Source organism: Oceanobacillus manasiensis (genome assembly GCF_000724085.1).
GTDB lineage: Bacteria > Bacillota > Bacilli > Bacillales > Amphibacillaceae > Oceanobacillus_B > Oceanobacillus_B manasiensis.
In genome coordinates, this window is the sequence record NZ_CCDL010000001.1 from 1,118,020 (window position 1) to 1,142,119 (window position 24,100).

Annotated in this window: 31 protein-coding genes, 1 pseudogene and 1 other annotated feature; of the genes and pseudogenes, 8 read left to right on the forward strand and 24 right to left on the reverse strand. The window is 35.1% G+C overall.

All coding sequences use genetic code 11. The annotated features are described in order from the left end of the window. Positions 1-45 precede the first annotated feature (45 nt). The 3 genes from BN985_RS05535 to BN985_RS05545 form a co-directional block, all read right to left on the reverse strand. A complete protein-coding gene (locus tag BN985_RS05535) occupies positions 46-921 on the reverse strand; it encodes an aldose 1-epimerase family protein (RefSeq protein ID WP_042221626.1) in 876 nt (291 codons plus the stop codon). 196 nt (positions 922-1,117) lie between these two features. Continuing rightward, on the reverse strand, positions 1,118-1,528 hold the full coding sequence (locus tag BN985_RS05540; RefSeq protein WP_042221627.1) for a hypothetical protein: 411 nt from the start codon (positions 1,526-1,528) through the stop codon (positions 1,118-1,120). A 99-nt stretch (positions 1,529-1,627) separates the two neighbouring features. Continuing rightward, positions 1,628-2,659 carry a serine hydrolase domain-containing protein gene (locus BN985_RS05545; RefSeq protein ID WP_042221629.1) on the reverse strand — a complete coding sequence of 344 codons (1,032 nt, stop codon included), beginning with the start codon at positions 2,657-2,659 and terminating at the stop codon, positions 1,628-1,630. A gap of 339 nt (positions 2,660-2,998) precedes the next feature. On the opposite strand from BN985_RS05545, the gene BN985_RS05550 reads away from it, so the two are divergent. Beyond that, complete coding sequence (locus BN985_RS05550; RefSeq protein ID WP_042221630.1) at positions 2,999-4,273, forward strand: S41 family peptidase; 1,275 nt, start codon at positions 2,999-3,001, stop codon at positions 4,271-4,273. 197 nt (positions 4,274-4,470) lie between these two features. Here BN985_RS05550 and BN985_RS05555 read toward each other — a convergent pair whose 3' ends face one another. From BN985_RS05555 to BN985_RS05590, 8 genes are all read right to left on the reverse strand, one after another. Further along, positions 4,471-4,839: a VOC family protein gene (locus tag BN985_RS05555; protein WP_042221632.1), complete on the reverse strand. Its 369-nt coding sequence runs from the start codon at positions 4,837-4,839 to the stop codon at positions 4,471-4,473. A gap of 46 nt (positions 4,840-4,885) precedes the next feature. After that, positions 4,886-5,398, reverse strand: coding sequence for a GNAT family N-acetyltransferase (locus tag BN985_RS05560; protein ID WP_042221633.1), 513 nt, complete (start codon positions 5,396-5,398; stop codon positions 4,886-4,888). A 69-nt stretch (positions 5,399-5,467) separates the two neighbouring features. Beyond that, positions 5,468-5,986, reverse strand: coding sequence for a hypothetical protein (locus BN985_RS05565; protein WP_052360616.1), 519 nt, complete (start codon positions 5,984-5,986; stop codon positions 5,468-5,470). A 14-nt stretch (positions 5,987-6,000) separates the two neighbouring features. Further along, complete coding sequence (locus BN985_RS05570) at positions 6,001-6,534, reverse strand: GNAT family N-acetyltransferase (RefSeq protein WP_042221635.1); 534 nt, start codon at positions 6,532-6,534, stop codon at positions 6,001-6,003. 300 nt (positions 6,535-6,834) lie between these two features. Further along, positions 6,835-7,413: a glycerol-3-phosphate 1-O-acyltransferase PlsY gene (plsY, locus tag BN985_RS05575; RefSeq protein WP_042221637.1), complete on the reverse strand. Its 579-nt coding sequence runs from the start codon at positions 7,411-7,413 to the stop codon at positions 6,835-6,837. A gap of 143 nt (positions 7,414-7,556) precedes the next feature. After that, positions 7,557-7,787 (reverse strand): hypothetical protein, encoded by a 231-nt coding sequence (locus BN985_RS05580; protein ID WP_042221638.1) that lies wholly within the window; start codon positions 7,785-7,787, stop codon positions 7,557-7,559. A 95-nt stretch (positions 7,788-7,882) separates the two neighbouring features. Beyond that, a complete protein-coding gene (locus BN985_RS05585) occupies positions 7,883-8,401 on the reverse strand; it encodes a DinB family protein (RefSeq protein ID WP_042221640.1) in 519 nt (172 codons plus the stop codon). Between the two features lie 189 nt (positions 8,402-8,590). Continuing rightward, positions 8,591-8,788 (reverse strand): hypothetical protein, encoded by a 198-nt coding sequence (locus BN985_RS05590; protein WP_042221641.1) that lies wholly within the window; start codon positions 8,786-8,788, stop codon positions 8,591-8,593. Positions 8,789-8,904: 116 nt separating this feature from the next. Here BN985_RS05590 and BN985_RS05595 point away from each other — a divergent pair, with 116 nt between their 5' ends. Beyond that, positions 8,905-9,288, forward strand: coding sequence for a hypothetical protein (locus BN985_RS05595; protein ID WP_042221643.1), 384 nt, complete (start codon positions 8,905-8,907; stop codon positions 9,286-9,288). Between the two features lie 229 nt (positions 9,289-9,517). On the opposite strand, the pseudogene tyrS reads toward BN985_RS05595, so the two are convergent. Continuing rightward, positions 9,518-10,642: pseudogene (gene tyrS, locus BN985_RS05600) on the reverse strand (tyrosine--tRNA ligase); the annotation flags it as partial. 170 nt (positions 10,643-10,812) lie between these two features. Between tyrS and tnpA the strand changes: the two are divergent. Together tnpA and BN985_RS05610 are read left to right on the forward strand one after the other, a co-directional pair. Further along, the gene (gene tnpA, locus BN985_RS05605) at positions 10,813-11,211 is read left to right on the forward strand and encodes an IS200/IS605 family transposase (protein ID WP_042221644.1); all 399 of its coding nucleotides are present in this window, start codon (positions 10,813-10,815) and stop codon (positions 11,209-11,211) included. An 11-nt stretch (positions 11,212-11,222) separates the two neighbouring features. Then, positions 11,223-12,335 (forward strand): RNA-guided endonuclease TnpB family protein, encoded by a 1,113-nt coding sequence (locus BN985_RS05610; protein ID WP_042221645.1) that lies wholly within the window; start codon positions 11,223-11,225, stop codon positions 12,333-12,335. 87 nt (positions 12,336-12,422) lie between these two features. Here the strand turns inward: BN985_RS05610 and BN985_RS19475 are convergent, their stop codons facing one another. The 4 genes from BN985_RS19475 to BN985_RS05630 all read right to left on the reverse strand — a co-directional run bounded on the left by BN985_RS19475 (position 12,423) and on the right by BN985_RS05630 (position 15,576). After that, a complete protein-coding gene (locus BN985_RS19475) occupies positions 12,423-12,548 on the reverse strand; it encodes a hypothetical protein (RefSeq protein WP_269635261.1) in 126 nt (41 codons plus the stop codon). Positions 12,549-12,632: 84 nt separating this feature from the next. Further along, positions 12,633-12,884, reverse strand: a binding site (T-box leader). A gap of 137 nt (positions 12,885-13,021) precedes the next feature. Continuing rightward, complete coding sequence (locus BN985_RS05620; protein WP_042221649.1) at positions 13,022-13,228, reverse strand: hypothetical protein; 207 nt, start codon at positions 13,226-13,228, stop codon at positions 13,022-13,024. Between the two features lie 157 nt (positions 13,229-13,385). Further along, positions 13,386-13,772, reverse strand: a complete 387-nt coding sequence (gene blaI, locus BN985_RS05625) for a penicillinase repressor BlaI (RefSeq protein ID WP_042221651.1) — start codon at positions 13,770-13,772, stop codon at positions 13,386-13,388. 16 nt (positions 13,773-13,788) lie between these two features. Then, positions 13,789-15,576, reverse strand: coding sequence for a BlaR1 family beta-lactam sensor/signal transducer (locus BN985_RS05630; protein ID WP_042221653.1), 1,788 nt, complete (start codon positions 15,574-15,576; stop codon positions 13,789-13,791). Positions 15,577-15,780: 204 nt separating this feature from the next. Between BN985_RS05630 and bla the strand changes: the two genes are divergently transcribed. Next, positions 15,781-16,707 carry a class A beta-lactamase gene (gene bla / locus BN985_RS05635; RefSeq protein WP_042221654.1) on the forward strand — a complete coding sequence of 309 codons (927 nt, stop codon included), beginning with the start codon at positions 15,781-15,783 and terminating at the stop codon, positions 16,705-16,707. 198 nt (positions 16,708-16,905) lie between these two features. On the opposite strand, the gene BN985_RS05640 is transcribed toward bla, so the two are convergent. Further along, positions 16,906-17,217, reverse strand: coding sequence for a hypothetical protein (locus tag BN985_RS05640; RefSeq protein ID WP_042221656.1), 312 nt, complete (start codon positions 17,215-17,217; stop codon positions 16,906-16,908). A gap of 501 nt (positions 17,218-17,718) precedes the next feature. Here BN985_RS05640 and BN985_RS05645 point away from each other — a divergent pair. Next, complete coding sequence (locus tag BN985_RS05645; protein WP_042221657.1) at positions 17,719-18,372, forward strand: HAD family hydrolase; 654 nt, start codon at positions 17,719-17,721, stop codon at positions 18,370-18,372. 597 nt (positions 18,373-18,969) lie between these two features. Here BN985_RS05645 and BN985_RS05650 read toward each other — a convergent pair. The 5 genes from BN985_RS05650 to BN985_RS05670 all read right to left on the reverse strand — a co-directional run bounded on the left by BN985_RS05650 (position 18,970) and on the right by BN985_RS05670 (position 21,159). Further along, complete coding sequence (locus BN985_RS05650; protein WP_042221658.1) at positions 18,970-19,260, reverse strand: hypothetical protein; 291 nt, start codon at positions 19,258-19,260, stop codon at positions 18,970-18,972. Between the two features lie 117 nt (positions 19,261-19,377). Continuing rightward, entirely contained in the window at positions 19,378-19,839 is a 462-nt protein-coding gene (locus BN985_RS05655; RefSeq protein WP_052360617.1) for a GNAT family N-acetyltransferase, read from the reverse strand. Positions 19,840-19,964: 125 nt separating this feature from the next. Further along, the gene (locus tag BN985_RS05660) at positions 19,965-20,249 is read right to left on the reverse strand and encodes a hypothetical protein (RefSeq protein ID WP_042221660.1); all 285 of its coding nucleotides are present in this window, start codon (positions 20,247-20,249) and stop codon (positions 19,965-19,967) included. Between the two features lie 150 nt (positions 20,250-20,399). Continuing rightward, positions 20,400-20,900 (reverse strand): GNAT family N-acetyltransferase, encoded by a 501-nt coding sequence (locus tag BN985_RS05665; protein WP_042221662.1) that lies wholly within the window; start codon positions 20,898-20,900, stop codon positions 20,400-20,402. A 25-nt stretch (positions 20,901-20,925) separates the two neighbouring features. After that, positions 20,926-21,159 (reverse strand): DUF3953 domain-containing protein, encoded by a 234-nt coding sequence (locus tag BN985_RS05670; protein WP_042221663.1) that lies wholly within the window; start codon positions 21,157-21,159, stop codon positions 20,926-20,928. A 281-nt stretch (positions 21,160-21,440) separates the two neighbouring features. Here BN985_RS05670 and BN985_RS05675 point away from each other — a divergent pair, with 281 nt between their 5' ends. Both BN985_RS05675 and BN985_RS05680 read left to right on the forward strand, forming a co-directional pair. After that, positions 21,441-22,205 (forward strand): SDR family NAD(P)-dependent oxidoreductase, encoded by a 765-nt coding sequence (locus tag BN985_RS05675; RefSeq protein ID WP_332257441.1) that lies wholly within the window; start codon positions 21,441-21,443, stop codon positions 22,203-22,205. Between the two features lie 186 nt (positions 22,206-22,391). Next, a complete protein-coding gene (locus BN985_RS05680; protein ID WP_042221667.1) occupies positions 22,392-23,135 on the forward strand; it encodes a glucose 1-dehydrogenase in 744 nt (247 codons plus the stop codon). Positions 23,136-23,258: 123 nt separating this feature from the next. Here the strand turns inward: BN985_RS05680 and BN985_RS05685 are convergent, their stop codons facing one another. Together BN985_RS05685 and BN985_RS05690 are read right to left on the reverse strand one after the other, a co-directional pair. Beyond that, complete coding sequence (locus tag BN985_RS05685) at positions 23,259-23,564, reverse strand: GRAM domain-containing protein (RefSeq protein WP_042221669.1); 306 nt, start codon at positions 23,562-23,564, stop codon at positions 23,259-23,261. After that, a complete protein-coding gene (locus tag BN985_RS05690; RefSeq protein WP_042221671.1) occupies positions 23,565-23,756 on the reverse strand; it encodes a hypothetical protein in 192 nt (63 codons plus the stop codon). Positions 23,757-24,100 lie beyond the last annotated feature (344 nt).

Here is a 24,100-nt window from a genome sequence, read left to right on the forward strand (position 1 = left end):
TCCGAATAGTAAAAAGGCCCTCGTTGATCAGAGGGGCCTTGTACATTAATTAAAAGTTATAGTATAGGAGCGATCAAAGGTTTCCCCAGCACGTAGCTTGTTTATTCCAGCTTTTTCTTTTAGTTCGCCAGTTGTGTCATGCATATCAGCAATCCCATACCAAGGTTCAATGCAAATGAACGGAGCAATCTTGCCGGTTGCTTCATTGTATTTGCTCCAAATGCCAAGGAATGGAAATCCTTCACAACTCACATCGACTCCTTTTCCAGTTTTAGCTGACTTGAGACTAGCATGCTTGATATTACTGTAGATGAGCGCATCATTTTTAAAAAGATTATCCGAAAGAACAGGTGTGATTGGTGTCTTTACATTGCTGTCTTTCACATGTATAAGTGCATCTTTCAACTCGAATTGTGTCACCGTTTCATCTTCCGTTAATTCCAACTCATAATCTTCGAGTGACTCGTCTTCCAATAAAGGAACCCGAAAAGCAGGATGCCCCCCAATGGAAAAATACATGCTCTCCTCATTCTCATTGATGATTTTCCAGCTGACGGAGAGGCTGTCCTCCATAAGTGTATACGAAATGATGGCCTGAAATTCATAAGGGTATTGCGCAGTAAACTGACCATTTGATGAAAAGGAAAAGCTTACATGGTCTGAGCGATGTTCATGAAGGTCAAAAGTCACATCACGCAGAAAGCCGTGCTGGTTCATGGCGTATTCCTTCCCGTCAATTTGATAGCGATCATTTTTTAACCGTCCCACAATAGGAAAAAGTACAGGCGAAACGCGACCCCAATAGGCTGGATCACCCTCCCACATATATTGGATACCAACTTTCTTGCTCCAAACTTCTCGAAGCTCCGCACCCTCAGGGCTGACGCTCACTTTTAGATAATCATTTTCAATTATATGCATGATGTATACCTCATTTCTGCTGTTATTGATTACATTATAGCAGACACAGCCTTCGTTTGAGAGCGGGGGAGGTGGAAGTGACAAGAGAGCACAGTAAAGTGACAAGACAGCCCAGCAAAGTGACAAGAGAGCACCGGGAAGTGAATCGTCAGCCCAGCGAGCATTTTAGATTGTTGAACAAACCACATTTAGTTAACTAAAATAAAGGCGAATCAGAATCCCAAAAATTCTCCACATGCCGATCCTTTTTCATATCTTCTACCGTGTTTTTGAAGGCCATCATTACGTCATGTAGCTGTCCTGCATATATTATTTCTAGAAAATGATTTGTATCGCTGGTCGCTTTACTTGTGCATGGGTAAACGTAAATGATGTAAGGATGCTTATAATAATATGTATCATGAGGTGCAATTTCAATAAACCAATGGGTAGCATAGGGGTACTCCACGGCATCTCCTTCCTCAACGAACCTTGATTTATCTGTTTTTCCCATAGGGATAAGCGCGTAATCTATGCATCGTCTTCCTCTTCGTTTGCGCTTTTGTCGATCAGCTCTCTTTAAGAAATTATACTTACTCGCCACTTTTTTCTGTACTCGCTTGTTCATCTTTCACCTCTTCTAAAAATAATGTGCCTTAATACAATATTTCTAACTATGTATCCTATTATTTACAAAGGATAATAGTAAAAGAGACCTCTCTTATATTTACAGAGATGTATATATTTCCCCAATAATGCCTTCCATTTGATGAACACCTAATTCTGCATTTGTCATGATGACCGCGCCCTTCCCCATATTTGGAAAAAGTACCATCATACATTGAAAGCCTATTCCCCAACCGAGTGATGTTACTTCAAGTTCTTTTTCCGATCCTTCCAAAAATACACCAAGTCCACTCCAAGTTTTTCCTCCCTGTGGAGAGATTATTTCTTTTGCTCTCCTGGCAGAAATGCCGATTTTACTTTCTCCCTTAAGTGCATTCATTAATTCAATCGCCAACTTTGTTAAATCGATAGAAGTTGTCCATAGTCCTGAAGCGGCTGGGTAAGGATATATAGGATATTTTCCTTCTACTAATTCGCCGTTTTTGTGATGTCCGGAAGAAAAAACTTCACTGTTCGTTGCTAATTGTTTCATGTCTAATGTACTGTTTCCCATTGTCAACGGTTTAAAAAGAAATTCGTCAACAACATTCTGAAAGGATTCTCCCGTTACATCCTCTACTAGTTTCTGGATGATACAGTAACCTGCGTCTGAATAGTGGAATTCACTTTCAGGTTCGTACGTCACCTCGATAGATTCTTTGCAATAAGGAGTGTTCCCCGCTAATAGATCAAACATCGAAGGAGTTCCTATAGTTAAATCAAGTTCTGTAAAACTACCTTTAGGGTCGATAATCCCTGCTTGATGGCTAAGCAAGTTTCGTAATGTAACTTTTTTATTTTCAGTAAAAGCATTAGAAGGTACTTTCCACGATACAAGGCTTACGTTTACATCCTCATCTAAATCAAGGAGACCTTGTTCCGTTAATTTCGTCACAAGCATTGCTGTAAGGAATTTACTAATGGAACAGGCGCTAAAAATAGAGTCTGTTGTTACAATTTTATTATCTCTTGCATCCAGGACACCGTAATTTTCTGTGAAAATCATTTGATTATTTTCAATTAAGGTCAGACTTAAACCCGGCACGTTATAGTGCTTCATTCGTTTTGGAATGTCTATATCTTTTAAACTCATATAAGCCTCCTATATTTTTAATATTAAAATAATTATAACACGAATGTGCGTTCTGGTGCGAGGTAAAATATAATGTGGGGCAAGCGAAGCGAGGGGAGTGCAGAAAGAATGCGAAAAGTGAGCAGGCAAAAGGAAGGGAGCGAAAGAGAAACCACTAAGGTTCCTTAAGAGCAAGCGAAAACTTTCCATAAATTCGCCAATCCTTGTTTTACTATATTCTCCATAAAAATATCTCACCTCCGTCGCTAGACCTACCACATCTCAATCTGAAGGACATTGAATGTGCATCCCATTTAATATAAACTCAATTTAGAATATTACTAAAAAGGGGTAAATAGTATGCACACTAAAATTTTTCAAGAATTAGTTAAAATCATGCACCATGATTATGCAGGATACATAGATAAAAAAGGTTGGGATAATCCTAATTTTTATGAGACTAAAATACAAGAATTGGAGAGTAGAGGGGAGCTAACAGCGGCTCTATTTTCAGAAATTGTTCAAGATTATTTACTGGATTTTAAAGACCCCCATTTATTTTTTAATATCATGGAAACCGACTCCCAAAAAGAATACGATAACGGGTTTAAAGTTAGACGATATGAAGATAAATTGTATGTCACGTCACGTACAAATGAAGATCGTTTAAACCGAGGGGACGCCATCTTATCATTGGACGAAATTCCAGTTTTAACATTAGTTGATAAACATCAGCGTGAATTAATGGAGACGAAAGCAGAGAGAGAAGATTGGAGAAAAGTTATTTCACATTATAACGTTGCTGAAGTCATCAATACGAAAGGGGAAATTCGTACTATACAACTAAAGAAATATGAAAAAGCAAGATATAATGCCCAACATACCATAGAGCGAATGGACACTAACATCTTACATATGACGCTATCAGATTTTTGGGATCATGCACCCATTGATAATCTACTGGAAAAGCATCGAGAGGATTTAGCTAATACGAAGAATCTTATCATTGATGTCCGGTTAAACTTAGGTGGCAGCGATCATTCTTTTAACAATCTACAAAAATATCTTTTTCCCAGCGGTGTAAATAAAATCGACTTAAGTTATTACAATATGAAAGTGAATTGCACAAATACAAATGCTGATTTAATGATTCATAGTATTGAGGAAGAACTGGAAAAAATGGAGGACTCTGAATACCGAGAAGAATTAAAGCAGTGGAAAGAAGAGACCTGGGAGAAACATCGAGGAATGGGTTTTGTTAATTTAAATAAAGAAAACGCTATGGAAGAATATGAAATAACTGGTCTTGAGGTCCCTGAAAATGTGATTGTTTTAGCGGATAATTATTGCGGAAGTGCAGGTGATATATTTGTTTACTTATGTAAGCAGTCACCAAAGGTAACGGTTCTTGGCAGACCAACAATGGGAGTGAATGATTATTCTAACTTAGCAGTAATGCAATGGGATGATCAGTTCGAATTGATGTATGCAACATCTCGATTAGATAGTTTGGATACGCGTGAAGCCGATGCTGAACAAGGGATTAAGCCTGATGTTTACATCCCTTGGACACCAGAACATATCAATAAAGACTTAGATATAGAGGAAGCGATGAAGCTACTTCAAGAAAAGTAGGGTTTAAAGGAGCAACGTTGTTGGGGCTACGTTGCTCTTTTAAAGTGAAGTCTGGTCGTTTGTAAGCCCTAATGCATTTTTCATTTGGGGAGTAGATGATAAAGATGCCTTTGCATATATTCTATTATGAGGCACTAATATTATTGATCTACTAATCGCCCCGTCAGCACAGCATTTGAATCTGGTCACTTGCCGTTTTAAGAGGTAACTCTTAGATAGTATCCATCTGGGTCAACTATTCTAAAATCTTCCAATCCCCAAGGCCTTTTTGTTAATTCAGCCTGAATCGGATAATCTTCTGAAACTACTTTATTATAAATAGCTCTTACATCTTCCACTACTAAGACTATCTCAACTCCTAAACCAATTTGTTGACCATCAGAACCTTTAAGAGGGTGACTTTTAGGTAATTTTTTCATTTCAGCTAAGCCTAAAACTACATTACCTTTCCTAACAGGAATGTAACTACTATTAGTATCGTTAGGCAAGCTAAAACCTAGCACGTCACTATAGAATTTCATTGACCTATCTAAATTTTCCACAAACAATTCTATTCTTAGTTTCATTTTTTCTTCCTTTCAAATAAGTCTCATTAATTGAATTAGATATTTGTTATTTCTCCCATCTATAATAAACAAAAGATAATAATTGGCCATTCATTTTAAACTGTTCATCATCTGATGCTACATACTGAAACCCGCTTTTCTCCAGCACTTTTTGAGATGCTATGTTATTTGTTGTTGTCTTCGCTAAAATCTGCCTTATGCCTAGAAGGGGTGTATTCTCCAATAATAGATTCAATGCTCTGTTCGCAATACCTTTTCCAGTATGTGCTTTTCCCACTCTATAACCGATATGGCCAAGCCCCGTTGATTTATCGATATCTACTACGTTCATTCTTCCAAGAATTAAGCCTTCTTTATCCTTAATCAAATAAAAGTAAGATAACCCTTGATCTTGTTCATCCATCAAGGATTTGTTTTTAAGTTTAAATATATCAAAGTTATAGTAATCATCCCCACGGTTTGGAACCATTTCCTCAAAATAAGCTCTGTTTTCAAGTTCAAATTCGAATAACGTCTTAAAATCTGCACCTTGTAATCTCTCAATTATAATATCTGTCATCACTACCACCAATTCAATAATTTAATATGCTGCGCCTTCTTTAAGGTGAGCACCCATTCCTACTCACCATTATTCCTGTTGCTCTAACCATTCTTTTACTTTTATATCCATTTCTTTTTGTAAATCCTCAATTTTTCCACTATCTTGTTGAGCTAATTTCAAATATTTCTTAGGAAACATTTCTTTAAGAGATGACTGATACAAACTACCGTCTTGCGGTTCGGAGTAATCTATAATAGAATAATTTTCTTCTTTTTTATTTAATCGAATTACGGCAGGTAATGAATGTCCTGCTTGGCTTTCTGTTCCAGTCGATTTATTAAAACCACCATAATAAGACCACATATAGACGCTTATTACACTATCTGTTTCATCCGTGCCGTATACTTTGTGGACCTCAAATTGCTTCTCTGTATCATAATAGGAGGAAGCGTGTTTTTGAATAATATAATCAGAAATGACCTCATCCATTTTTTCGGTTATATGCTCATCCCCATCTTGTATGGTAGGCTCATTCTCACTACAACCAGTTAATAATAATGCTCCGAAAAATAATAAAAAAACACTTGATTTGAAGGTGTTCTTCAAATGTTCCATTCCTCCTAATCTTCTTTTATTAACCCATATACATAATGGTCAACGTATCGATCATATAAAAATTCGGCACTCCTTAAACAACCTTCTTTTTGAAAGCCTAACCTTTCAGGAATAGCTTGGCTCTTATGATTTTCAGTTGCCGCACGGATTTCAATTCTCTTCAATTTTAGTTCATTAAAACAATAATTTATAACAGCTTTACAAGCACTGGTCATTAACCCTTTACCTTCGAATTCTTCACCTAACCAATATCCTATTGATGTAGATTTGTTAGCCCAGTTTATCCCATGTAACCCAATAACTCCTGTTAGTTTCCCTCTATACCAAATACCAGCTTGAAAGCCATTATTATCGCCAAATTGCTTTAATGCACCTTCAATATGCTCTTCTGAATTGCTAACTTCTTTTGTGAAATCAACCCATGGCAACCATTGCCTAAGGTAACTCCTTGATTTATCAGTTAACATGAATATATCTTCAGCGTGTCTTGGTTCTAATAAACGTAATTCTGATTCATCATTTAGTTTAAAATAAAACATCGTGTATCTCCTTATTCTTTTTAAAATTAACCTTGTTGAACAGTACTGCTTATAGTTGAATAACCCCCTTTTTTCCGCTGCTTGCATAAAGCCACGTCTAGTTCATTAACTGCCTCATAAATTCAATAACTTAGCTAAGTTTACCATTAACTATTTTTATAAAGTCGACTATCTGGAAAAAATGTTAATCATAATTAGTAGGGGGGAGGGACGTATACCGTAGTTTTAAAGAATCTAAGGATGCTAGCTTTTCTTCAATAGAGAAAGCCTTCTCGATTAAGATTAAGCCACCCATTTGCACTAATTTTTAACTATTTTGCTCTCTGTTCCATATACAATTCTTTTTATATTTTGTCGATGTAGAATGATGATGGATACGCTTATTAATAGAGAAAGTGAAATGATGACTTTATCCTCAAAGATAATGCTGTAGATGAATAATGCTATACTAGCCAACATTGAACTAAGTGATACATACTTTGAAAATAGCAAAGTTAATACAAACACAACAAAACCAACCAAAACGCCTGGAGGAGTCAAAAACAAGAAAACGCCAGTGGTTGTTGCCACAGCCTTTCCACCTTTAAAATTAGCAAAAACTGAAAATATGTGCCCTAGTATGGCTAATAATCCACAAATAATAGGATTAACTGTAGAACTAAGTAGTAGGGGAAGAAAACATGCAAATGTACCTTTTAATATATCAGCAATTGCAACAATTAATCCTGCTTTCAAGCCTAATACTCTATAAGCATTCGTTGCACCAAGATTTCCACTACCAAAATGACGAATATCTTTCCTATAAAACATTTTACCGATTATTAAAGCAAATGAAATTGAGCCTATTACATAACTTAAAATCAGAGTTAAAATGTTCAAAGTAGTATTATCTCCTCACTTACTTAGTTTGTTATTTAAAGTATTCTATTTTTTTATGTTTTTTCCTGCAATCCAATGCCCCGATAGATAAATAGGCGCAGCTTCCATTATTGAATTAGTTGATGTACATTTGAAGCCAACCGTTATCCAAAGTAATAATTAAACCACCAAACAACAAGAATTATACTCACTGATCCCCAAGCTGTTGCACTTACTATCCACCAAATGACAGATTTAGCTTTTGTTGTATTTTCTTCGTCTTCCGGATTTGCTTTTATAAAAGCGACCTTACTTTCCATCCCTTTTTTCATAGAAAAGAGAACAACAAATCCGGTAATTATAATAATAATAGTTATCAAGAGTAGTAAGTCCACCTTTTATACCTCCTTTTTTTGAATTACTTTCTTTTCTATCATTATTTAATTATTTATATTTTGAATAATTTGTTTAACTAACAGTCCAACAAGACTCACCTATATTCTAACAGTCTCTTCATTGTTCTGATCTGTCCACGGTGATTAATTTCGTCTTCCATAACGTGAAACCATAAATAATAATTATTGTGAGAAACGCCATTACCCCATTTATTCTCTTCAAATAGCCAACCATCTTTTATGCTTCTAAAATATGTTAGGGTGTTCTCTCTAACATGTGATAAATTATTTAAGTAACAGTCAATACCATGATTTCTAATAACTTTCCTTGCCTTATCTCCCAATTCCAAGGCTGTTCCCCATTTCTCATACTCATCCTTCGTTAAATCTCTTTTTTCAAATGAGGCAACTTGATGTACAAACTCAATGGATGCAATATGGGATAGAAGAGATCCTATTGAATTCGAACTATGATGTGGTAAATAATCTAATTCACTTTGGGTTAAATTAGATATTTCACTCAATGTAACTTCCCTAGAATGTTCAAGCATACATACAAGTTCTCCGATTTTATCGGAAAAATTTTCATTTGATTTTATACTATAAGTAATCATCAATCTACCTCCATTTTACTTTTAAATACAACAATACCAGTAAAATGGAAAAAATGAAGTCTGATAATTAAAGAAAATATAAGGTACAATTTAATTGAATATATGGAAAAAGCAACCTGATTTATCAGCGTTGCTTTTTTGTATTAACCTGCCCTGTTTGTATAACAGTGTTAGTATACAATTTTATTTTCATTTGTGTTTATATATTAAATAATATAATGGTCCACCAAAAATTAATCCCGCAGCAGCTATACCTAAGAAAACAGCAGAATATGATAGCAATTCAATGTCCTTGCCCAAAAGGTAATCGGTAATAATACGAAGGATGGTAATGATGGTTGGAAATGCTAGCGTCCAAAATAACATTATTTTTAACAACTTTGGCACGGTTTCTCCTCCTTTTTTACTATTGATTTTCTCTGTTAGTACAATACTTCTACATGAATTAATTGAATCCTTGTTTGCTTGTAGTATGATATAAAAGTAGAGAGGGGGAGCTAATTTTGAATAAAGAAGAATTAGGAAAACGAATGTCCGACATCCTTAGAGATGAGGATAAGGAATTAGCGCAATTGACTTTTTTAGATATTATGGATTATGTTAGGGCGTTTAGTTACAAAGATATTAGTTTAAACGCTTCCTATGATGGACTAAAATCGGGCACGGCATATTCTATATCTGAGGGCTTTTTTATGTTTAAAAACAGAAAGTTACAATTTAATCTTAATGAAAAAATTATCTATGTAAAACGAATAGATGAAGATGAAAGCGTAACGCCTATTGATGAAATAATTATCTCAAATGGCATAGTTAATTGTAAACATGGTCCATTTAAAGTGAATGAAATTGACAGTTACTTAACCGAGTGTTTTAAAGACCTTTTGTAATTATCTCTAAAAAGCGCCCTATTCTGGGTGCTTTTTATGTAGAAGAAACTTAATGATTTCCTTTGCTAAAGTGTAATGGTAATGTAGTTGGTCTTCTAATACTTTATAATACTAGTATTCTATATGAATTAGAATGATTCCTTCTCTAACTATCTCACCCCGTTCACACAACTAGCTAAAAAAAGCGCTAATTAGTAAAAATACTAATTAACGCTCGGAAAAATTACTCTTATTTAATGAAACGAATAAATCGCTTTTTACCAATCTGTAATACATCTTTATTCTTCAATACACGGTCTAAGTCGTCTTCCTTTATTTTTTCTTTATTGAGCTGAACACCATGTTGCCTTATTAAGCGCGTAAATTCGCTTTTGCTTTTTACAAGTTCGAGTTGGATTAGCTGAGGAATGACAGCTCCGACTGTTTCAGCTCCATCTTCTATTAATAATTCCGGGATGTCATCCGGTATTTCTTTTTTACTAAAAGCCGTTTCAAAGTAGGAAGCCGCTCTTTTCGTTTCTTCTTCTCCCCAGTATAAGTTCGTAATAATCTCAGCCAATTGAAGTTTAATATCTCTAGGATTAGCTCCTTTTTTAAGAAGCTGTTGAATATTTTCTAATTCATCTGGGTGTTCATCTGTTGCTAACTCAAAGTATTTCATGATGAGGCTGTCGGGAACTTCCATAACCTTTTTAAACATTATTTCTGCTGGCTCATTTACGCCGATATAATTCCCTAGACTTTTACTCATTTTTTCTACGCCATCAAGACCTTCAAGCAATGGCATAAAAATTGCAATTTGCTTTTCTAACTCCCAATGTCTTTGAAGTGTACGTCCCATTAGCACATTAAATGTTTGGTCTGTACCGCCTAATTCTATATCTGCCTGTATCTCTACAGAATCGTACGCTTGCATGAGTGGGTAGAAAAATTCGTGTATCCCGATCGGCACTTGATTTTTATATCTTTTTTGAAAATCATCACGTTCTAATATTCTTGCAACAGATGTTGTTGCTGCCAATTTTATGACTTCCTCAAATGTTAAGTTGGATAACCACTCACTGTTATAGCGGACCGTTGTTTTTTCTGCATCTAACACTTTAAAGATTTGTTCAAAGTATGTTTTCGCATTTGCTTTCACCTGTTCATCACTTAAAGCAACTCGACCTTTTGCTTTTCCTGTTGGATCCCCAATACGACCTGTGAAGTCACCAATGATAATGACAACCTTATGACCGAGATCTTGCATCTGCTTTATTTTTCTTAATACAACGGCATGGCCTAAGTGAATATCAGGAGCAGAAGGATCAAGCCCTAACTTAATAGTAAGCGAAGTCTGTGATTCGTATGACTTTTTTAACGTATTTACGAAAGAAGTCTCCCTTCTTCAAACGTGTGAAGGGCATAGCCCAACGGTAAGGGGGAGATGAATTTCGTTTGGGCGATAGCCCAAATGCCTTTTCTTCTAGCTTTTGGCTTAACATGGTATAATCAGTCATATAAAGTATAAGGGCTGATATAACAATGAAATTAGACAGCAATAATCATTCGGTATTCTTGATGTATTACCATCTTGTGTTAGTTGTGAAATATCGAAGAAAAGTAATAGATGATACGATTTCAGACTATGCCAAAGATAAATTTGTGTCTTTGTGTGTAAAATATAATATTACATTGGTGGAATGGAACCACGATATGGACCATGTTCATATTTTGTTCAAAGCACAACCCAATAGTGAAATATCGAAGTTTATCAATGCCTATAAAAGTGCCAGTTCAAGACTTATCAAGAAGGGCTTTCCTCATGTTCGTAAAAAGTTATGGAAAGAAATGTTTTGGTCAAGAAGTTTTTGTTTGTTAACGACTGGTGGTTCTCCTATTGAAGTGGTGAAAAAATACATTGAAAATCAAGGGGTAAAGTGAGGTGATTTGATATGGCTAAACAACATAAAGCGTATAAGTTTCGTCTTTATCCAACAAAAGAACAGGAATTCGTTATACGAAAGACCTTTGGTTGTGTTCGCTTTGTTTATAATAAAATGTTAGCAGAACGAAAAGAAACGTATGAAACCTTAAAAGAGAATAAAGAAGAATGGAAAAAAGTAAAACATCCTACTCCTGCTAAATACAAAAAAGAATACGAATGGCTAAAAGAAGTGGATTCTTTAGCGTTGGCAAACGCACAATTAAATTTAGATAAGGCATATAAAGCCTTTTTCAAAGGCAATGCTCGGTTTCCAAGATTCAAAAGTAAACGCCATAAACAAAGCTATACAACGAATGTCGTCAATGGAAATATTCAGTTGTTGGATGGTCATATCAAATTACCTAAATTGAAAAGCATCAAAATGAAACAACATAGAAAGATACCATCAGAATACAAAATAAAATCTTGTACCGTATCTATGACTGCATCAGGAAAATACTATATTTCTATTCTTACAGAATATGAGAAGGAGATAGAAAGCAAAGAAATTGAAAAAGTGGTGGGATTAGATTTTGCGATGGATGGGTTGTTTGTTGATAGCGAGGGTGAGAAAGCCAATTACCCTAAATTTTATCGACTAATGCTTGAAAAATTAGCAAAAGAACAACGTAAACTCTCCCGTAAAAAGAAAGGCTCTTCAAATTGGAATAAACAGCGTATTCGAGTAGCTAAGATCCAAGAGAAAGTAGCAAATCAACGGAAGAACTTTCTTCACCATAAATCAAAGGCGTTAGTTTCTAAATATGATGCTGTCGTGATGGAAGATTTAGACATGAAAGGAATGGCACAAGCACTTAAATTTGGTAAAAGCGTAGCTGATAATGGATGGGGAATGTTCACTTCTTTCTTACAGTACAAACTCAAAGAACAAGGGAAACATCTTATTAAAATTGACAAATGGTTCCCATCTACCAAAACGTGTTCAAGTTGCGGAAAGATCCAACCAATGCCTATGGAAGTGAGGATATACACTTGTTCGTGTGGACTAAATCTCGATAGAGATTATAATGCAGCACGCAATATCAAAAAAGAAGGCATTCGCTTATTAGCAACTACCTAATGAAAATACAAACTCTTGGAACAAGAGGGTTAGCTTGGCCCATTTCGTCAGCTATCAAAAGTGGCGATTACCCAAGAAGCCCCCACTTCAAGCAACCCATAAGGGTGGTAAGTGGTGGGAGTAGTTCACTTTAGCCAGTAATTCTTCTTCGTTTACTACTTCATGAACACCTTTCATGATGATTCTTAGTTGTTCTTCAGGTTTTACTAACATATTAACATCTCCTTGAAATATTATTTCTAACATTGCAAGTTCTATAAGAACAAAGGATAAAAAAAAACGCCCCTTTGGATTAACCAAAAGGACGATTATCTCGTGTTACCACCTTTAATTTATAAGCAATTTACATTGCTTACCTCAGTAAGTACAGTCATGTGACGATACTTTAGCACATGATCACGGGTGCTACACCGGTGTAGCCTACTAAGGAAATCCCTTTCGGTACACAGCTCCAAGACGTATTCATAATCGTTCAACGTGTACCTCTCATCAACCGGTAACTTTCTGTCCGTTTACATGATTACTACTTTTTCTTTTCATAGCCTTTGTTCTTATACTCCGAAATGTTTAAACAAATCTTTGTTATGCAGATATTAAGTGTTACTAATTATATCTGTTTCTTAAAATTAGTCAAGTCAATACAGGAAAATGTATTTAAAGGAAGGGGGAGTTACCAAATTAAGCCACTAATCGTTCTTCTTTTTAAAGAAATGAGAACTAAGCAAGAGGATTATCCCTATAATGGTTGCTGGTAATGCAAAAGGATAGAGGGCTTCAGGAATATCTTCTGCCATCACGCCATCCTTACTAAAAAATAATAATCCAGAAATAAAAAATAGAAAACCTAACCAATAAAGTACCTTACCAAACGCAGTATGGTATTTCAATTTCATCTTTAATCCCCATTTCAACTAATTTATACAAGGAGTGCAAAAATGTATCTTTATTTTAACATTAACTTCCAATTAATTCCTTTGTTATTATCGGAAAATGTAACTATCCGAAATATCTGGGAGTTAGATAAAGAATTGAAGGGACGTGTATTAATGGTTATTTTTTCTTTTTCGGTTTTTCATCTAAAATCGATTTTAATTCCTCAATATCTTCCTCGGATAAAGAATCTTCTTCAATAAACTGGACAAGCATTGATTTTACAGTACCGCCATATATACGTTTAATGAAGGATTCTGCTTCTGCGCGCTGGCAATCATCCTGGGAATAAAGAGGATAGAAAGTATACACCCGATGCTCTTTATCGACATGGACAACGCCTTTTTGCACCAATCGGTCTAAAAGTGTGCGTACGGTCTTGGCTTTCCAATCTTTTTGCCCCTGCAAGGAGGTAATCACGTCATTGGCTGTTTGCGGCCACTTTTGCCACAGTACATTCATTACTTCCCATTCTGCTTCAGAAATGCTGGGTACTTTTTCCGTCATGTGTCTCACCTCGGTTTTATTCATCATAAATTTGCTTATCATTTAAAATAGCTAAGGTTATTTCTGTTGCTACACTTCCAGAGGCATTATCCTCATCTTGAAGATTGGTTGCAAAGAAATACGTGTTTGTTTCTGTTTCGACAAAACCAATAAACCAGCCGTTTATATCCTTGCCATTCACATTACCTGTTCCCGTCTTTCCATAGAGTGTAGCGCCGTTCTTTTCTTCCATTTGCAATCCATTTTTGACAGCCACAATGTGGGCTTCCTGAAAGTCAAAACTTTTGTTATAGAGTGACTGTAATAGCTCCACTTGTTCCACTGGTGAAATTTTCAAAGTAGATTCCAGCCAGTATTGTTCAAGTCCTCCAGAAACATCCTGGTTTCCATAATGGATTTGGTTTAGATTGGATTGAATGCTATCTAGACCCATTTTTTGATCCAACTGCTTGAAATACCAATTAACAGAACGATTTAAAGCAGTTTCTAAATTTTGGTCTTCATTCCATTGATCATAAGGATGTTCGGTCCCATCCCATTCGATGGTATTCTGTTCCGGTGTTATGATGTTCTCCTCTAATCCGAATAATGCACTATAGATTTTATAGGTAGAATCAGGAGAAATTCTCAACGTGCTCTGATCTTTATCGTAGATATGATAAGCATCTTCCTGCATGTCATATAGAACAAAACTGCCATCGTAATTTTGAAAATAGGCACTGAGATCTTCTTCGTTTGTCTGTTCATGGTTAAAAGTTGTATAACGATTATTGTCATTTGCCATCACAGAAGCAAGCGGAATCTGTGTGACTACAAATATTCCGACCAGCAAGAAAATACCAATGCTTTTGGCATGCAATAATTTAGAGTCTTCTTTAAAGGAGGCAATTTCTATAATCCGTTTCTTTATTTGCTTTTTAGATCCATTTAATTGATTTGCCAGTTTATTGTACTTGTGACTGGGTGATTTATCGATAAAATGAATGATTGTCTTTCCATATTTCTTATAGCTTTGGTCATCCAAAGAGGTTAATACAGCGTAATCACATGCGATCTCACGGTCCTGGCGCATTTCTTTAAATGCAATCCAAACTAAAGGATTGAACCAGTAGATGATTTGAAAGAAAACCATCAAATAGTTGGTAGGGATATCCTTATATTTATAATGGTTTAATTCATGTAAGAAGATATGTTTGATGTTATCTTTAGACAACCATTCTTCAAAATTTGCCGGTAATATAACAAAAGTTCTACGTAACCCGAATGTCAGAGGCGAACGTACTTCATCTGAAACGCCTAATAATATATTTTTCGAGATATTTAACTGTTGTTTAGATGTTTTGAAAAGGTCAAGGATGTCTTTATTTTCCACTTGAGAAATAGACCTTTTAATTCCTTTTAAATTCAACCATGCATGTATAGAAAGCCCGGTGAACACGATAGCACCAGCAATCCATATTCCAGCGACAATCTCATTTAACAGCTCCGTATTTGTCTGGGTAACCGTTACGGAAAAATCCTGCAACCAATTTGCGTTTGTCACCCCGTTTCCGGACGTTGTGTTATTTATGGAATCGGGACTACCTTCTATAGACTGACTGCCCGTAAATGCATTGAATAGATTGCCTGCAGGAATGAAGCGGCTAGGTATAAATGGAATGGCTAAAGCAACAAGCAATAGATACCATAGATTATATTGCCATTTAGCAGATAAATGCTTTTGGAATAGCTTTTTAATAAGCAAAATAAACCCAACTGTAATGGAAGAAATGATGAAACCAGTAATAAGCGTGGTAATAAACATGCTTCGTCTCCATTCTTCATTGTGGTATAAACTTTTTACCGAAAGTTATTTTGAATTACATTTGTAATACATTAAATTCTAGCACTCTAAAGCGAAGCTATCAATCTTCTGAGAATAAAGGTGAAAATAAGAATTGACACATTCGGACTACAAATGTAGTATTGTATTACAATTGTAGTCAAAGAGAATTTAGGAGGATTTTAGATGATACATTTTCAAGATATTTTTAATAAGAGGTTATTATCCTTATTGTTATTTATTATGGTGATAGGGTTAGCAGGCTGCTCTAATGAGGTGGAGAACAGTGAGGAAAGTTCTGAAGTTCCAGAACAGGCACCTCAAAGCGAGGAAATTTTTAAAGAACTGGAGGCTGAATTTGATGCAAGGCTTGGGGTGTATGCTATTGATACAGAATCTGATCAGACAGTTACCTATCGTTCAAATGAAAGATTTGCCTATGCATCGACTTTTAAGGTCTTAGCAGCAGGAGCCATTTTACAAACAAAACCAAAGGAGGAATTGGAGAAGGTAATCACTTATTCTGAAGATGATTTAATAACATACTCTCCTGTGACGGAGAACCATGTAGATGATGGGATGGAACTAAAAGAAATCATGGAAGCTGCTATTCGCTACAGTGATAATACAGCAGGAAATCTTTTATTGGAAGAGCTGGGAGGACCAGAGGGACTGGAAGAAATTTTAAGAGAAATTGGTGATGAAACAATAGAAGTAGATCGAATAGAGCCAGATTTAAATGAAGCAGCACCGGGAGATACTCAAGATACGAGCACCCCACAAGCACTTGCTGAAAGTCTGCAAAAATATGTACTAAGTGATTTGCTTCCTAAGGACAAGCGAGATTTGCTAACTGATTGGATAACAGGAAATGAAGCTGGAGATACGTTGATTCGCGCTGGAGTTCCGGAAGACTGGAAAGTAGGAGATAAGAGCGGAGCAGGGGGTTACGGCACAAGAAATGATGTCGCTGTGATATGGCCTCCTAATCAGAAAGAGCCAATTGTTATTGCCATCCTCTCCAGTCGTGATACAACAGATGCAGATTTTGATGATACATTAATCGAAAAAGCTACTGAGCATGTTATTGAACAGCTGCAGGGTGATCAATAATAGGAAGGTGGAAATGAAACGACAACTTCAAATGCTTACCTATCTGTATAATAAGGATTAAGTTTAGAAATTTAAAAGCTGCCTTGATGGCAGCTTTTTTCATTGAATTTGGAAGTAACAACTGTAATAAAATAATTAAAAGCACATATTTTAAACAAAGAGAAAACTATTCAAATGGTTTTATTCGTGTATAAGGATTTATTTCTTTTTAAAATAGAAGCCTTGTCCATGTTCTTGTGATATAAACCCTGATACATCCGATGAATTTTCTACCATATGTTGTTCTTCAGCTGTTATCGTAATGTTCCGGCCCTTAGCTTCATATATTTCCTGTTCTGTGGCAGTTACAACACGATACTGATCGCCGTTATTGAAGTCTGTCAGCTCTAAAGCAGAACCATCCAGTTTCGGTAGTTCTTTGGCCTCCGCATTTTCCGATTCACTCAAGAACCCAATTGAAAATGCAAGCACCCCTGCAGTACCTAAAAGTAATACTGATTTTATTTTCATTGTAAACCTCCTATTTAACTATTAATTTAAGACCGTATCCAAGAACTGGGTATTACCATAATATTCTAACATATAATTCTGATAAAAAAGCGATCGTATGGTAATCGTGTTGTTTAACGCGTGCAATCCATTACTTAAAAAGGAAATCTTTATTTTTTATTGTTTTCTTTATCTTTCTTAATGGAAAACGTAGTCATTAAAACCATAAGAACAGGTAATAAACTCCATAAAAAGAATCCCCAATGGTGTGTAATTAAAGATAATACTAAGAAGAAGGCAAGTGCTACAATTTAAATATAAACAGAACGTCTTTGGTATTTAGTCACTTTAAATACCCCCTTTTTAAAGGATTAAAATATTCTGATTTATTTTAATGTATTTCATTTCATTAACCTGCCGTATTTGTTAAAATAGAGCACAGTATAGACGATTTGCTTATTGTGTTAACGCATCCTATAGTTGATGCTGATCAAATTAATATGTAGAAACAGGAGGGATTTTTTGCTGAAGGCTATTATTTTTGACATGGATGGCGTCATAGTAGACTCGGAGATTCTTGATTATAAATTTCAAAAAGAGTTTATATTAAAGGAGGGCGGTTCAACAAATGAAGAGGAGTTAAGTGAACTGATTGGGAAATCATACAACGACTTATATGGAAATATGCTTAAACTGATTGGTAATAAGTGTTCAATGAAAGACCTAATAGACAAGTTTACTATATTTATAGAACAAAGATATGAGGAAATTAATTACATAAGTATATTTAGAGAAGATATATTAGGTATATTAAGCTATGCTAAATCAAAGAAGATTAAATTGGCAGTGGCGTCTTCTTCTCCAGAAAAGCATATTCATAGAATATTAAAGGAATGCAATATTTTTACCTATTTTGATATTATTGTTAGTGGAGAGAATTTCCCTGAGAGCAAACCAAATCCTGAAATTTACCTTCATACGTTGAATAAATTAAAAGTGTCTCCACAAGAGAGTATTGCTATTGAAGATTCTTATTCAGGAATACTAGCAGCAAAAGCAGCGAAGATTCCTGTTATTGCTTATGAAGAAAATAGGATGCCTGTAGATCAGTCTATGGCCGATTTTACTGGTCAAGATATGAAAAAAATATTACGACTAATACATGATTTGGGCTAGACCAACAGGTAATTTCATTAAAATTAACAAAAGCTGCAAACTGAATTGAACAGTACGCCACCTTCACAGATTCCTCTCCAAACAAGGCTATCGCGTTAAACGACAATAACAAAAGGAAAAATAAAAAGTTATATATATGAAATACCTTCTTACTCAATGAAGCTACTATTATAGATAAAGAAGCTTAATTCAGATAATGACATAATGTTCTAAGATATAAAGCGGAAAAAAACGATTGTGATAATAATCGCGTTGTTTAACGCATGCAAACCATCACTTAAAAAGAATTCTTTATTTTCTATTATTTTCCATATCTTTCTTAATGAAAAACGTAGCCATTAAAACCATAAAAACAGGTAATAAACTCCATAAAAAGTATCCCCAATGGTGTGTCATTAAAGATATACTAAGAAGAAGGCAAGTGCTACAATTGAAATATAAACAGAAAGTCTTTGGTATTTATTCACCTGGTCCCCCTGTTTTTTTTAACATATTACATTTCATTAACCTGCTGTATTTCTTAAAATAGTGCAAAGTATAGACGATTTGCTTATTGTGTTAAAGCATCTGATAGCGACATAACAAAAGACTCTAAAGTTAGTGTTTGTTGTCTAGTTGTTTTTCAAGTTCTCTTTTAAGCCTCTTTTGCTGATTTTTATTATATTTTGGTTTTGACATTTTTTTAGTGTCAATACTTCCTATTACTTTGCGAACATCCGTATTATTAAGAATCAATTTACTATATTCTTCATCATCAAGGAAATCTTGAAACCACTTATTATGCTTTAAATACTCTAGATTCTTTTCTACATCTTCCTCCGTTATATCCTTTAAGGAGAAAAAAATTATCGTGGATACTGAGCGTATTAAATCCAAAACTGCATCCATATTCTAACCACCTCTTCTAAATAACCTGCAAATGGATTAACTTTTCATATCTTTTTTATTTAACTATAGCCACATTACTTGAACATAGGAAGGCTCTTATTCAGCAAACGCCACCGTTCAAGAAGGATAGTATTCCATTGGCTCAGTGCAATGAACGTAACCATTTTTCTTGTAGTAATTAGTGGCTTCATCACTCGGCCACACAATTACAAATTCATATTTATTCTCTTTTATCCAATTATTTATTGTACTTAATACGTTACTTCCGAGTCCTCCATTTCGATATTCTGGAATCGTGTATACGTTGGTCATATATGCAAATGGGTGAGTAACCCTACCAGGCCTTGGCACTTTATGTATTAATTCAATGTATATATGAGAAACAATTCTCTTGTTATCCTCAGCAACCCAAATAAACCACTGATTGCTATTTAGTGCATTTTCTAAGAATGTCTGACACTCCTTTTCAAATTCTTCGTAGGACGCGTCTTTTTTGCTCTCATCAAATTCAATGGTATTATCCCATCGCATTTCTATTAATTGAGTAATGTCTCTTGCTTCAGCAAGTCTAATATCCACTTATATTTTCACCTCTAATATTTTTGCTTGTTCAACTATACTGAGCATTTTGTTAAGAGTTCCCGCCAAGTTGACGATTTTCTTGTTTGTTAAAACACCCTGTACTTCAATATATATTTGGTGAGCTAACCTCTTAAAATGTCCTCAATGTAAAGCACTATATGTGGTAAGAAATATAATAAAACCATTAAACCTAAAGCTGTAACTAAAAACACCCATACTTTTTTAACCTTTAGTTGTACAAAAATGGATATAATTACAATGACATTAAAAGTCGCAAACGCGGTAAAGATAACAGCGGGCATTCTACTTGGGTCAGGTGGAGCAATGCTAATATGTCCACCTAAGCTAATAAGTGTTGCAAATATGAATATCAATCCGTGTACAAAAATCACAGCAAATTTAAACATAGATTTTCTCCTTCTATATCCCATTGTGATACCTTCAAGTAACATTTATTAAATTATATTAAAAGTTCACTGTTTAAGTTTTAGTATGAACGAGCTCACTTTGTAATGAAGCACCCTATAGTTTTAATAGAACACAATCTAAACTCATAATTAGAATTCAATATTCTGGTATGGTTTTATTGAATAAATTGATTGTTCAGCACCGAATCTAATAGTCTTGCGTTCTAATTGCATACCCAATTTTTCCAAGAGTCTACAAGAGCCTTTATTTGCAGTTTGTGTTTCAGCAAGTAACTTCTTCTGATTTAAATTATTAAAAGCGAATTGAATAATTGGAAGAACTGACTCTGTTGCATAACCTTTCCCCCACCAAACTGGTAAAAATTGATAAGAAACCTCAAGAAAAGCACCTTCATGATGAGGATCCAGAGATACTAAACCAATAAAATTGTCTGTTTGTTTCTCTCTAATGACCCAATAAAAAGCACTATCAGACGGATTTAGCATGCTTTGTAATTGCCCTATAATCGATTCTTCATCCCGTATACCTCCAAGGTATTTTCTTACATCCTGATTCACAAATAGTTTTTGTACATCGGCAAAATCTGTTTCTTTAAAGCTATTTATATAACATCTCTCCGTTTTAAACAAAAAAATCCATCCCTTTCCTGACCAGTTATCTCCATAAAAATGTTTGAATTGATACAAATAATAAAAAGAAGAAAGTAAAAATACTTATCCAACCATAATTCTTTCTCCCTTTTCTAAATTCAATCAGTCCTATTACCAACATCAATAATCCCAAAGATAAAATCATAAATGGTTGGAACTCAAAATTTCCTGTAATTAATCCATAAGCAGCTAGTAATATCGTTATTACACTTAAAATGTTTCTAAGTATTTTTAACATATTGTTACCTCCCAATAGAACGTAGCTTCATTTTAACATTAAATTACATTTTATTCATTCGAATTTTTAGAAAATAAGCGAGATTGGTATTAGGAGTGATATGAAAAGTTGAAGGGACGTAACGAAGTTTTTTACGGAAAAGTATTGCCGAGTGAGGGGAGGTTGTTTCGGCGGGCTGAAATAGTACTAAGTAGACTCCGGGTCAATATATCTTTTCTCCCACTCAAGCTTTAGAACTAGGCATATAGGTTTAATTATAAAAAGTTTGGGAAGATTCATTTATGGAACTAATAAACATAGGAGGAATGAACATGGCTAATGTAACGTATCAAAAAGATATACTAAAGGATAAAGTAGCTGTCGTAACTGGGGGTACATCAAATGGAGGACTAGGTACTGCAACAGCCTTTCATTTAGCCGAACTAGGTGCGAAGGTTTATACACTAGGATTGAAAGCAGATGAAACAACTATTCCGAATGTCTTGGATGTAGAAGCAATTGAAATGGATGTTACAGATGAAGAGAAAATCGAGAAATTCTTCTCTGATCTTACCCAATTAGATATTTTATTTAATGGTGCTGGTGTGAATATGCCAGATCAGTACAAATATGATACGTATAAAAAAGTGATGGACATCAATGCCAATTCTGCTTTCCATATCAGTAATTTAGCGCGCCCGCTTTTAGCAAAATCGGACATTGCCAGCATTATAAATGTCTCATCCATGTACGCTATTTTCGGTTCTGATATGGCACCAGCATATAGTGCAAGTAAAGGTGCGATCGGTCAAATCACGAAATCCCTCGCAATCGAATATGCAGATGAAGGCATTCGAGTAAATGCAGTTGCACCAGGTTGGATCGACACGCCACTAATGGACAGTTTGCCAGAGGGACAAGCAGAGACGATTATCGAACGTACACCAATGAAGCGACTTGGAAAACCGGAGGAAGTTGGCCAGGCAGTGGCATTCTTCTGCACACCGGCAGCCTCCTTTGTAACAGGCGCTATCCTACCGATCGATGGAGCATATTCATTATTTTAAATGTAGATAAACAAGACAAGGGTTGCCATTGCAGCCCTTGTTTTTAAAAAATCTATATAACTTGTTTTATATAAATACTGCTGGTTACTATACGTTTCTTAGTAAATTGAATCCGTTTACAAGTATTTGGTGATTAGTTACAATTAGTAATGTAAGTACAAATAATAACAGAGGAGGAGATATGTAATGGGTAAATTAGACGGAAAAGTTGCTATCGTAACAGGTGGATCACGTGGACAGGGCGCTTCACACGTTCGTAAGTTTGTTGATGAAGGAGCTAAAGTCGTTTTTACAGATATTTTGGAGAACGAAGGTAAAGAGCTCGAAAGTGAACTAGGCGAAAATGTGAAATTTATTAAACATGACGTTTCTAATGCAGAAGAATGGGAAAATGTAGTCAACAAAACGGAAAGAACATTCGGTAATGTAAATATCTTAGTAAATAATGCTGCCTTTGGTAAAAGAAGTCGAATTGAAGATTGCTCTGAAGAAGAGTATCGAAAAGTCATAGACGTTAACCAAGTTGGAACATTCTTAGGTATGAAAGCAGTCGTTTCATCCATGAAGCAGGTGGAAAAAGGATCCATTGTCAATATCTCCTCTGTTGAAGCATTTCAAGTATCCGGAGATGCACCGATAGCTTATATTGCATCTAAGTATGCTGTTAGGGGAATGACAAAGAGTGCAGCATTGGATTTCGCTGAGTATGGGATTCGAGTAAACTCCGTTCATCCGGGAGCTGTTAAAACCGCAATGTTAGAAAATGCAGACCCAGAAGAGTACAGAAAATTAGAAGAGTCCATTCCATTAGGAAAACCTGCTGACACAGAAGAAATTTCTAATATGGTAGCATTTTTAGCATCCGATGAATCCAGTTATTCAACAGGTTCTGAATTTCTTATTGATGGTGGCGTATCAGCTTCTCTATAAAAATATAGTTTTAAACGAAAAATTCGCCTTGTCTTCAAAAAGGCGGATTTTTTGTATAATAGAACCTTTACGGAGAAATATCAGCAGAAAAACAAGGGTTGCCATTGCAGCCCTTGTTTCTAACTAGTTTCCTAGTAGCTTCTCAATCTCATTCTTCCAATCTTCTCTTTTGTTCACCACAAATTTATATTCATTTCTATCCTTATCAACGACTGTTAACCCGTTTTTCATAAGGGAAAGCCCGAAAATTTTATTGGTGTATAATTCTACGTGGTCAATATCAACAAGATTCAATTCAACTTGGTCACTTTGGATATTGATCTTATGTGGCTTATGTATTAACTGGTGAGAAGTTAAGTATAGTTTGCCCCCAACGGCTTCCTTACCTTTCCATAGGTTCGCCATCCCCTGTTTTATAATATTTTCCATTTAAACATCCTTCCTGTAAATAAATGATGATAAAATTATAGATATTCCAATAAGCATAAAAGCAATGGATAGAGGAAAATCTATTAATGTTAATCCTTCAGAAAGCTCTTGGATAAAAAAGTAAATCCCTAATAATAAAAGAATGGTTCCTAGCACAAAATTAATTTTCCCGACAAGAGATATTTTTTTCATATATCACACCTCTGCAAAAATAAAGATCAATAAACTTATTGCGAAAAAGAGGTATGCTATCTGAATGGTTATATACATGGTAAATTCATAGGCTGAAAGCTTCCTTTGTTTTTTTGTTTTTGCCAATTGCCGTAAATAAAAGGAAGAACTTATGATAAGTATTACTACGGAGATCGTACGTAAGATTTCTGCATAAATCATTAAGACAATTCACTCCCCCTTATTCTTATTGCTCTTTCAATACTTGCCAGGGTTTTTAGGTTAATTTCATTGGTATTCTCTATACAATTTATTAAATCCAATATAAAACTAGCGTGAGCACCGTAATACAAACTCTCCGCTCA

Coding starts and splice junctions, on each gene's coding strand:
- BN985_RS05535 (WP_042221626.1), bottom strand. CDS start 921: ATGCATATAATTGAAAATGATTATCTAAAAGTGAGCGTCAGCCCTGAG.
- BN985_RS05540 (WP_042221627.1), bottom strand. CDS start 1,528: ATGAACAAGCGAGTACAGAAAAAAGTGGCGAGTAAGTATAATTTCTTA.
- BN985_RS05545 (WP_042221629.1), bottom strand. CDS start 2,659: ATGAGTTTAAAAGATATAGACATTCCAAAACGAATGAAGCACTATAAC.
- BN985_RS05550 (WP_042221630.1), top strand. CDS start 2,999: ATGCACACTAAAATTTTTCAAGAATTAGTTAAAATCATGCACCATGAT.
- BN985_RS05555 (WP_042221632.1), bottom strand. CDS start 4,839: ATGAAACTAAGAATAGAATTGTTTGTGGAAAATTTAGATAGGTCAATG.
- BN985_RS05560 (WP_042221633.1), bottom strand. CDS start 5,398: ATGACAGATATTATAATTGAGAGATTACAAGGTGCAGATTTTAAGACG.
- BN985_RS05570 (WP_042221635.1), bottom strand. CDS start 6,534: ATGTTTTATTTTAAACTAAATGATGAATCAGAATTACGTTTATTAGAA.
- BN985_RS05585 (WP_042221640.1), bottom strand. CDS start 8,401: ATGATTACTTATAGTATAAAATCAAATGAAAATTTTTCCGATAAAATC.
- tnpA (WP_042221644.1), top strand. CDS start 10,813: ATGAAATTAGACAGCAATAATCATTCGGTATTCTTGATGTATTACCAT.
- BN985_RS05610 (WP_042221645.1), top strand. CDS start 11,223: ATGGCTAAACAACATAAAGCGTATAAGTTTCGTCTTTATCCAACAAAA.
- BN985_RS19475 (WP_269635261.1), bottom strand. CDS start 12,548: ATGTTAGTAAAACCTGAAGAACAACTAAGAATCATCATGAAAGGTGTT.
- BN985_RS05620 (WP_042221649.1), bottom strand. CDS start 13,228: ATGAAATTGAAATACCATACTGCGTTTGGTAAGGTACTTTATTGGTTA.
- blaI (WP_042221651.1), bottom strand. CDS start 13,772: ATGACGGAAAAAGTACCCAGCATTTCTGAAGCAGAATGGGAAGTAATG.
- BN985_RS05630 (WP_042221653.1), bottom strand. CDS start 15,576: ATGTTTATTACCACGCTTATTACTGGTTTCATCATTTCTTCCATTACA.
- bla (WP_042221654.1), top strand. CDS start 15,781: ATGATACATTTTCAAGATATTTTTAATAAGAGGTTATTATCCTTATTG.
- BN985_RS05640 (WP_042221656.1), bottom strand. CDS start 17,217: ATGAAAATAAAATCAGTATTACTTTTAGGTACTGCAGGGGTGCTTGCA.
- BN985_RS05650 (WP_042221658.1), bottom strand. CDS start 19,260: ATGGATGCAGTTTTGGATTTAATACGCTCAGTATCCACGATAATTTTT.
- BN985_RS05660 (WP_042221660.1), bottom strand. CDS start 20,249: ATGTTTAAATTTGCTGTGATTTTTGTACACGGATTGATATTCATATTT.
- BN985_RS05670 (WP_042221663.1), bottom strand. CDS start 21,159: ATGTTAAAAATACTTAGAAACATTTTAAGTGTAATAACGATATTACTA.
- BN985_RS05675 (WP_332257441.1), top strand. CDS start 21,441: ATGGAACTAATAAACATAGGAGGAATGAACATGGCTAATGTAACGTAT.
- BN985_RS05680 (WP_042221667.1), top strand. CDS start 22,392: ATGGGTAAATTAGACGGAAAAGTTGCTATCGTAACAGGTGGATCACGT.
- BN985_RS05685 (WP_042221669.1), bottom strand. CDS start 23,564: ATGGAAAATATTATAAAACAGGGGATGGCGAACCTATGGAAAGGTAAG.
- BN985_RS05690 (WP_042221671.1), bottom strand. CDS start 23,756: ATGAAAAAAATATCTCTTGTCGGGAAAATTAATTTTGTGCTAGGAACC.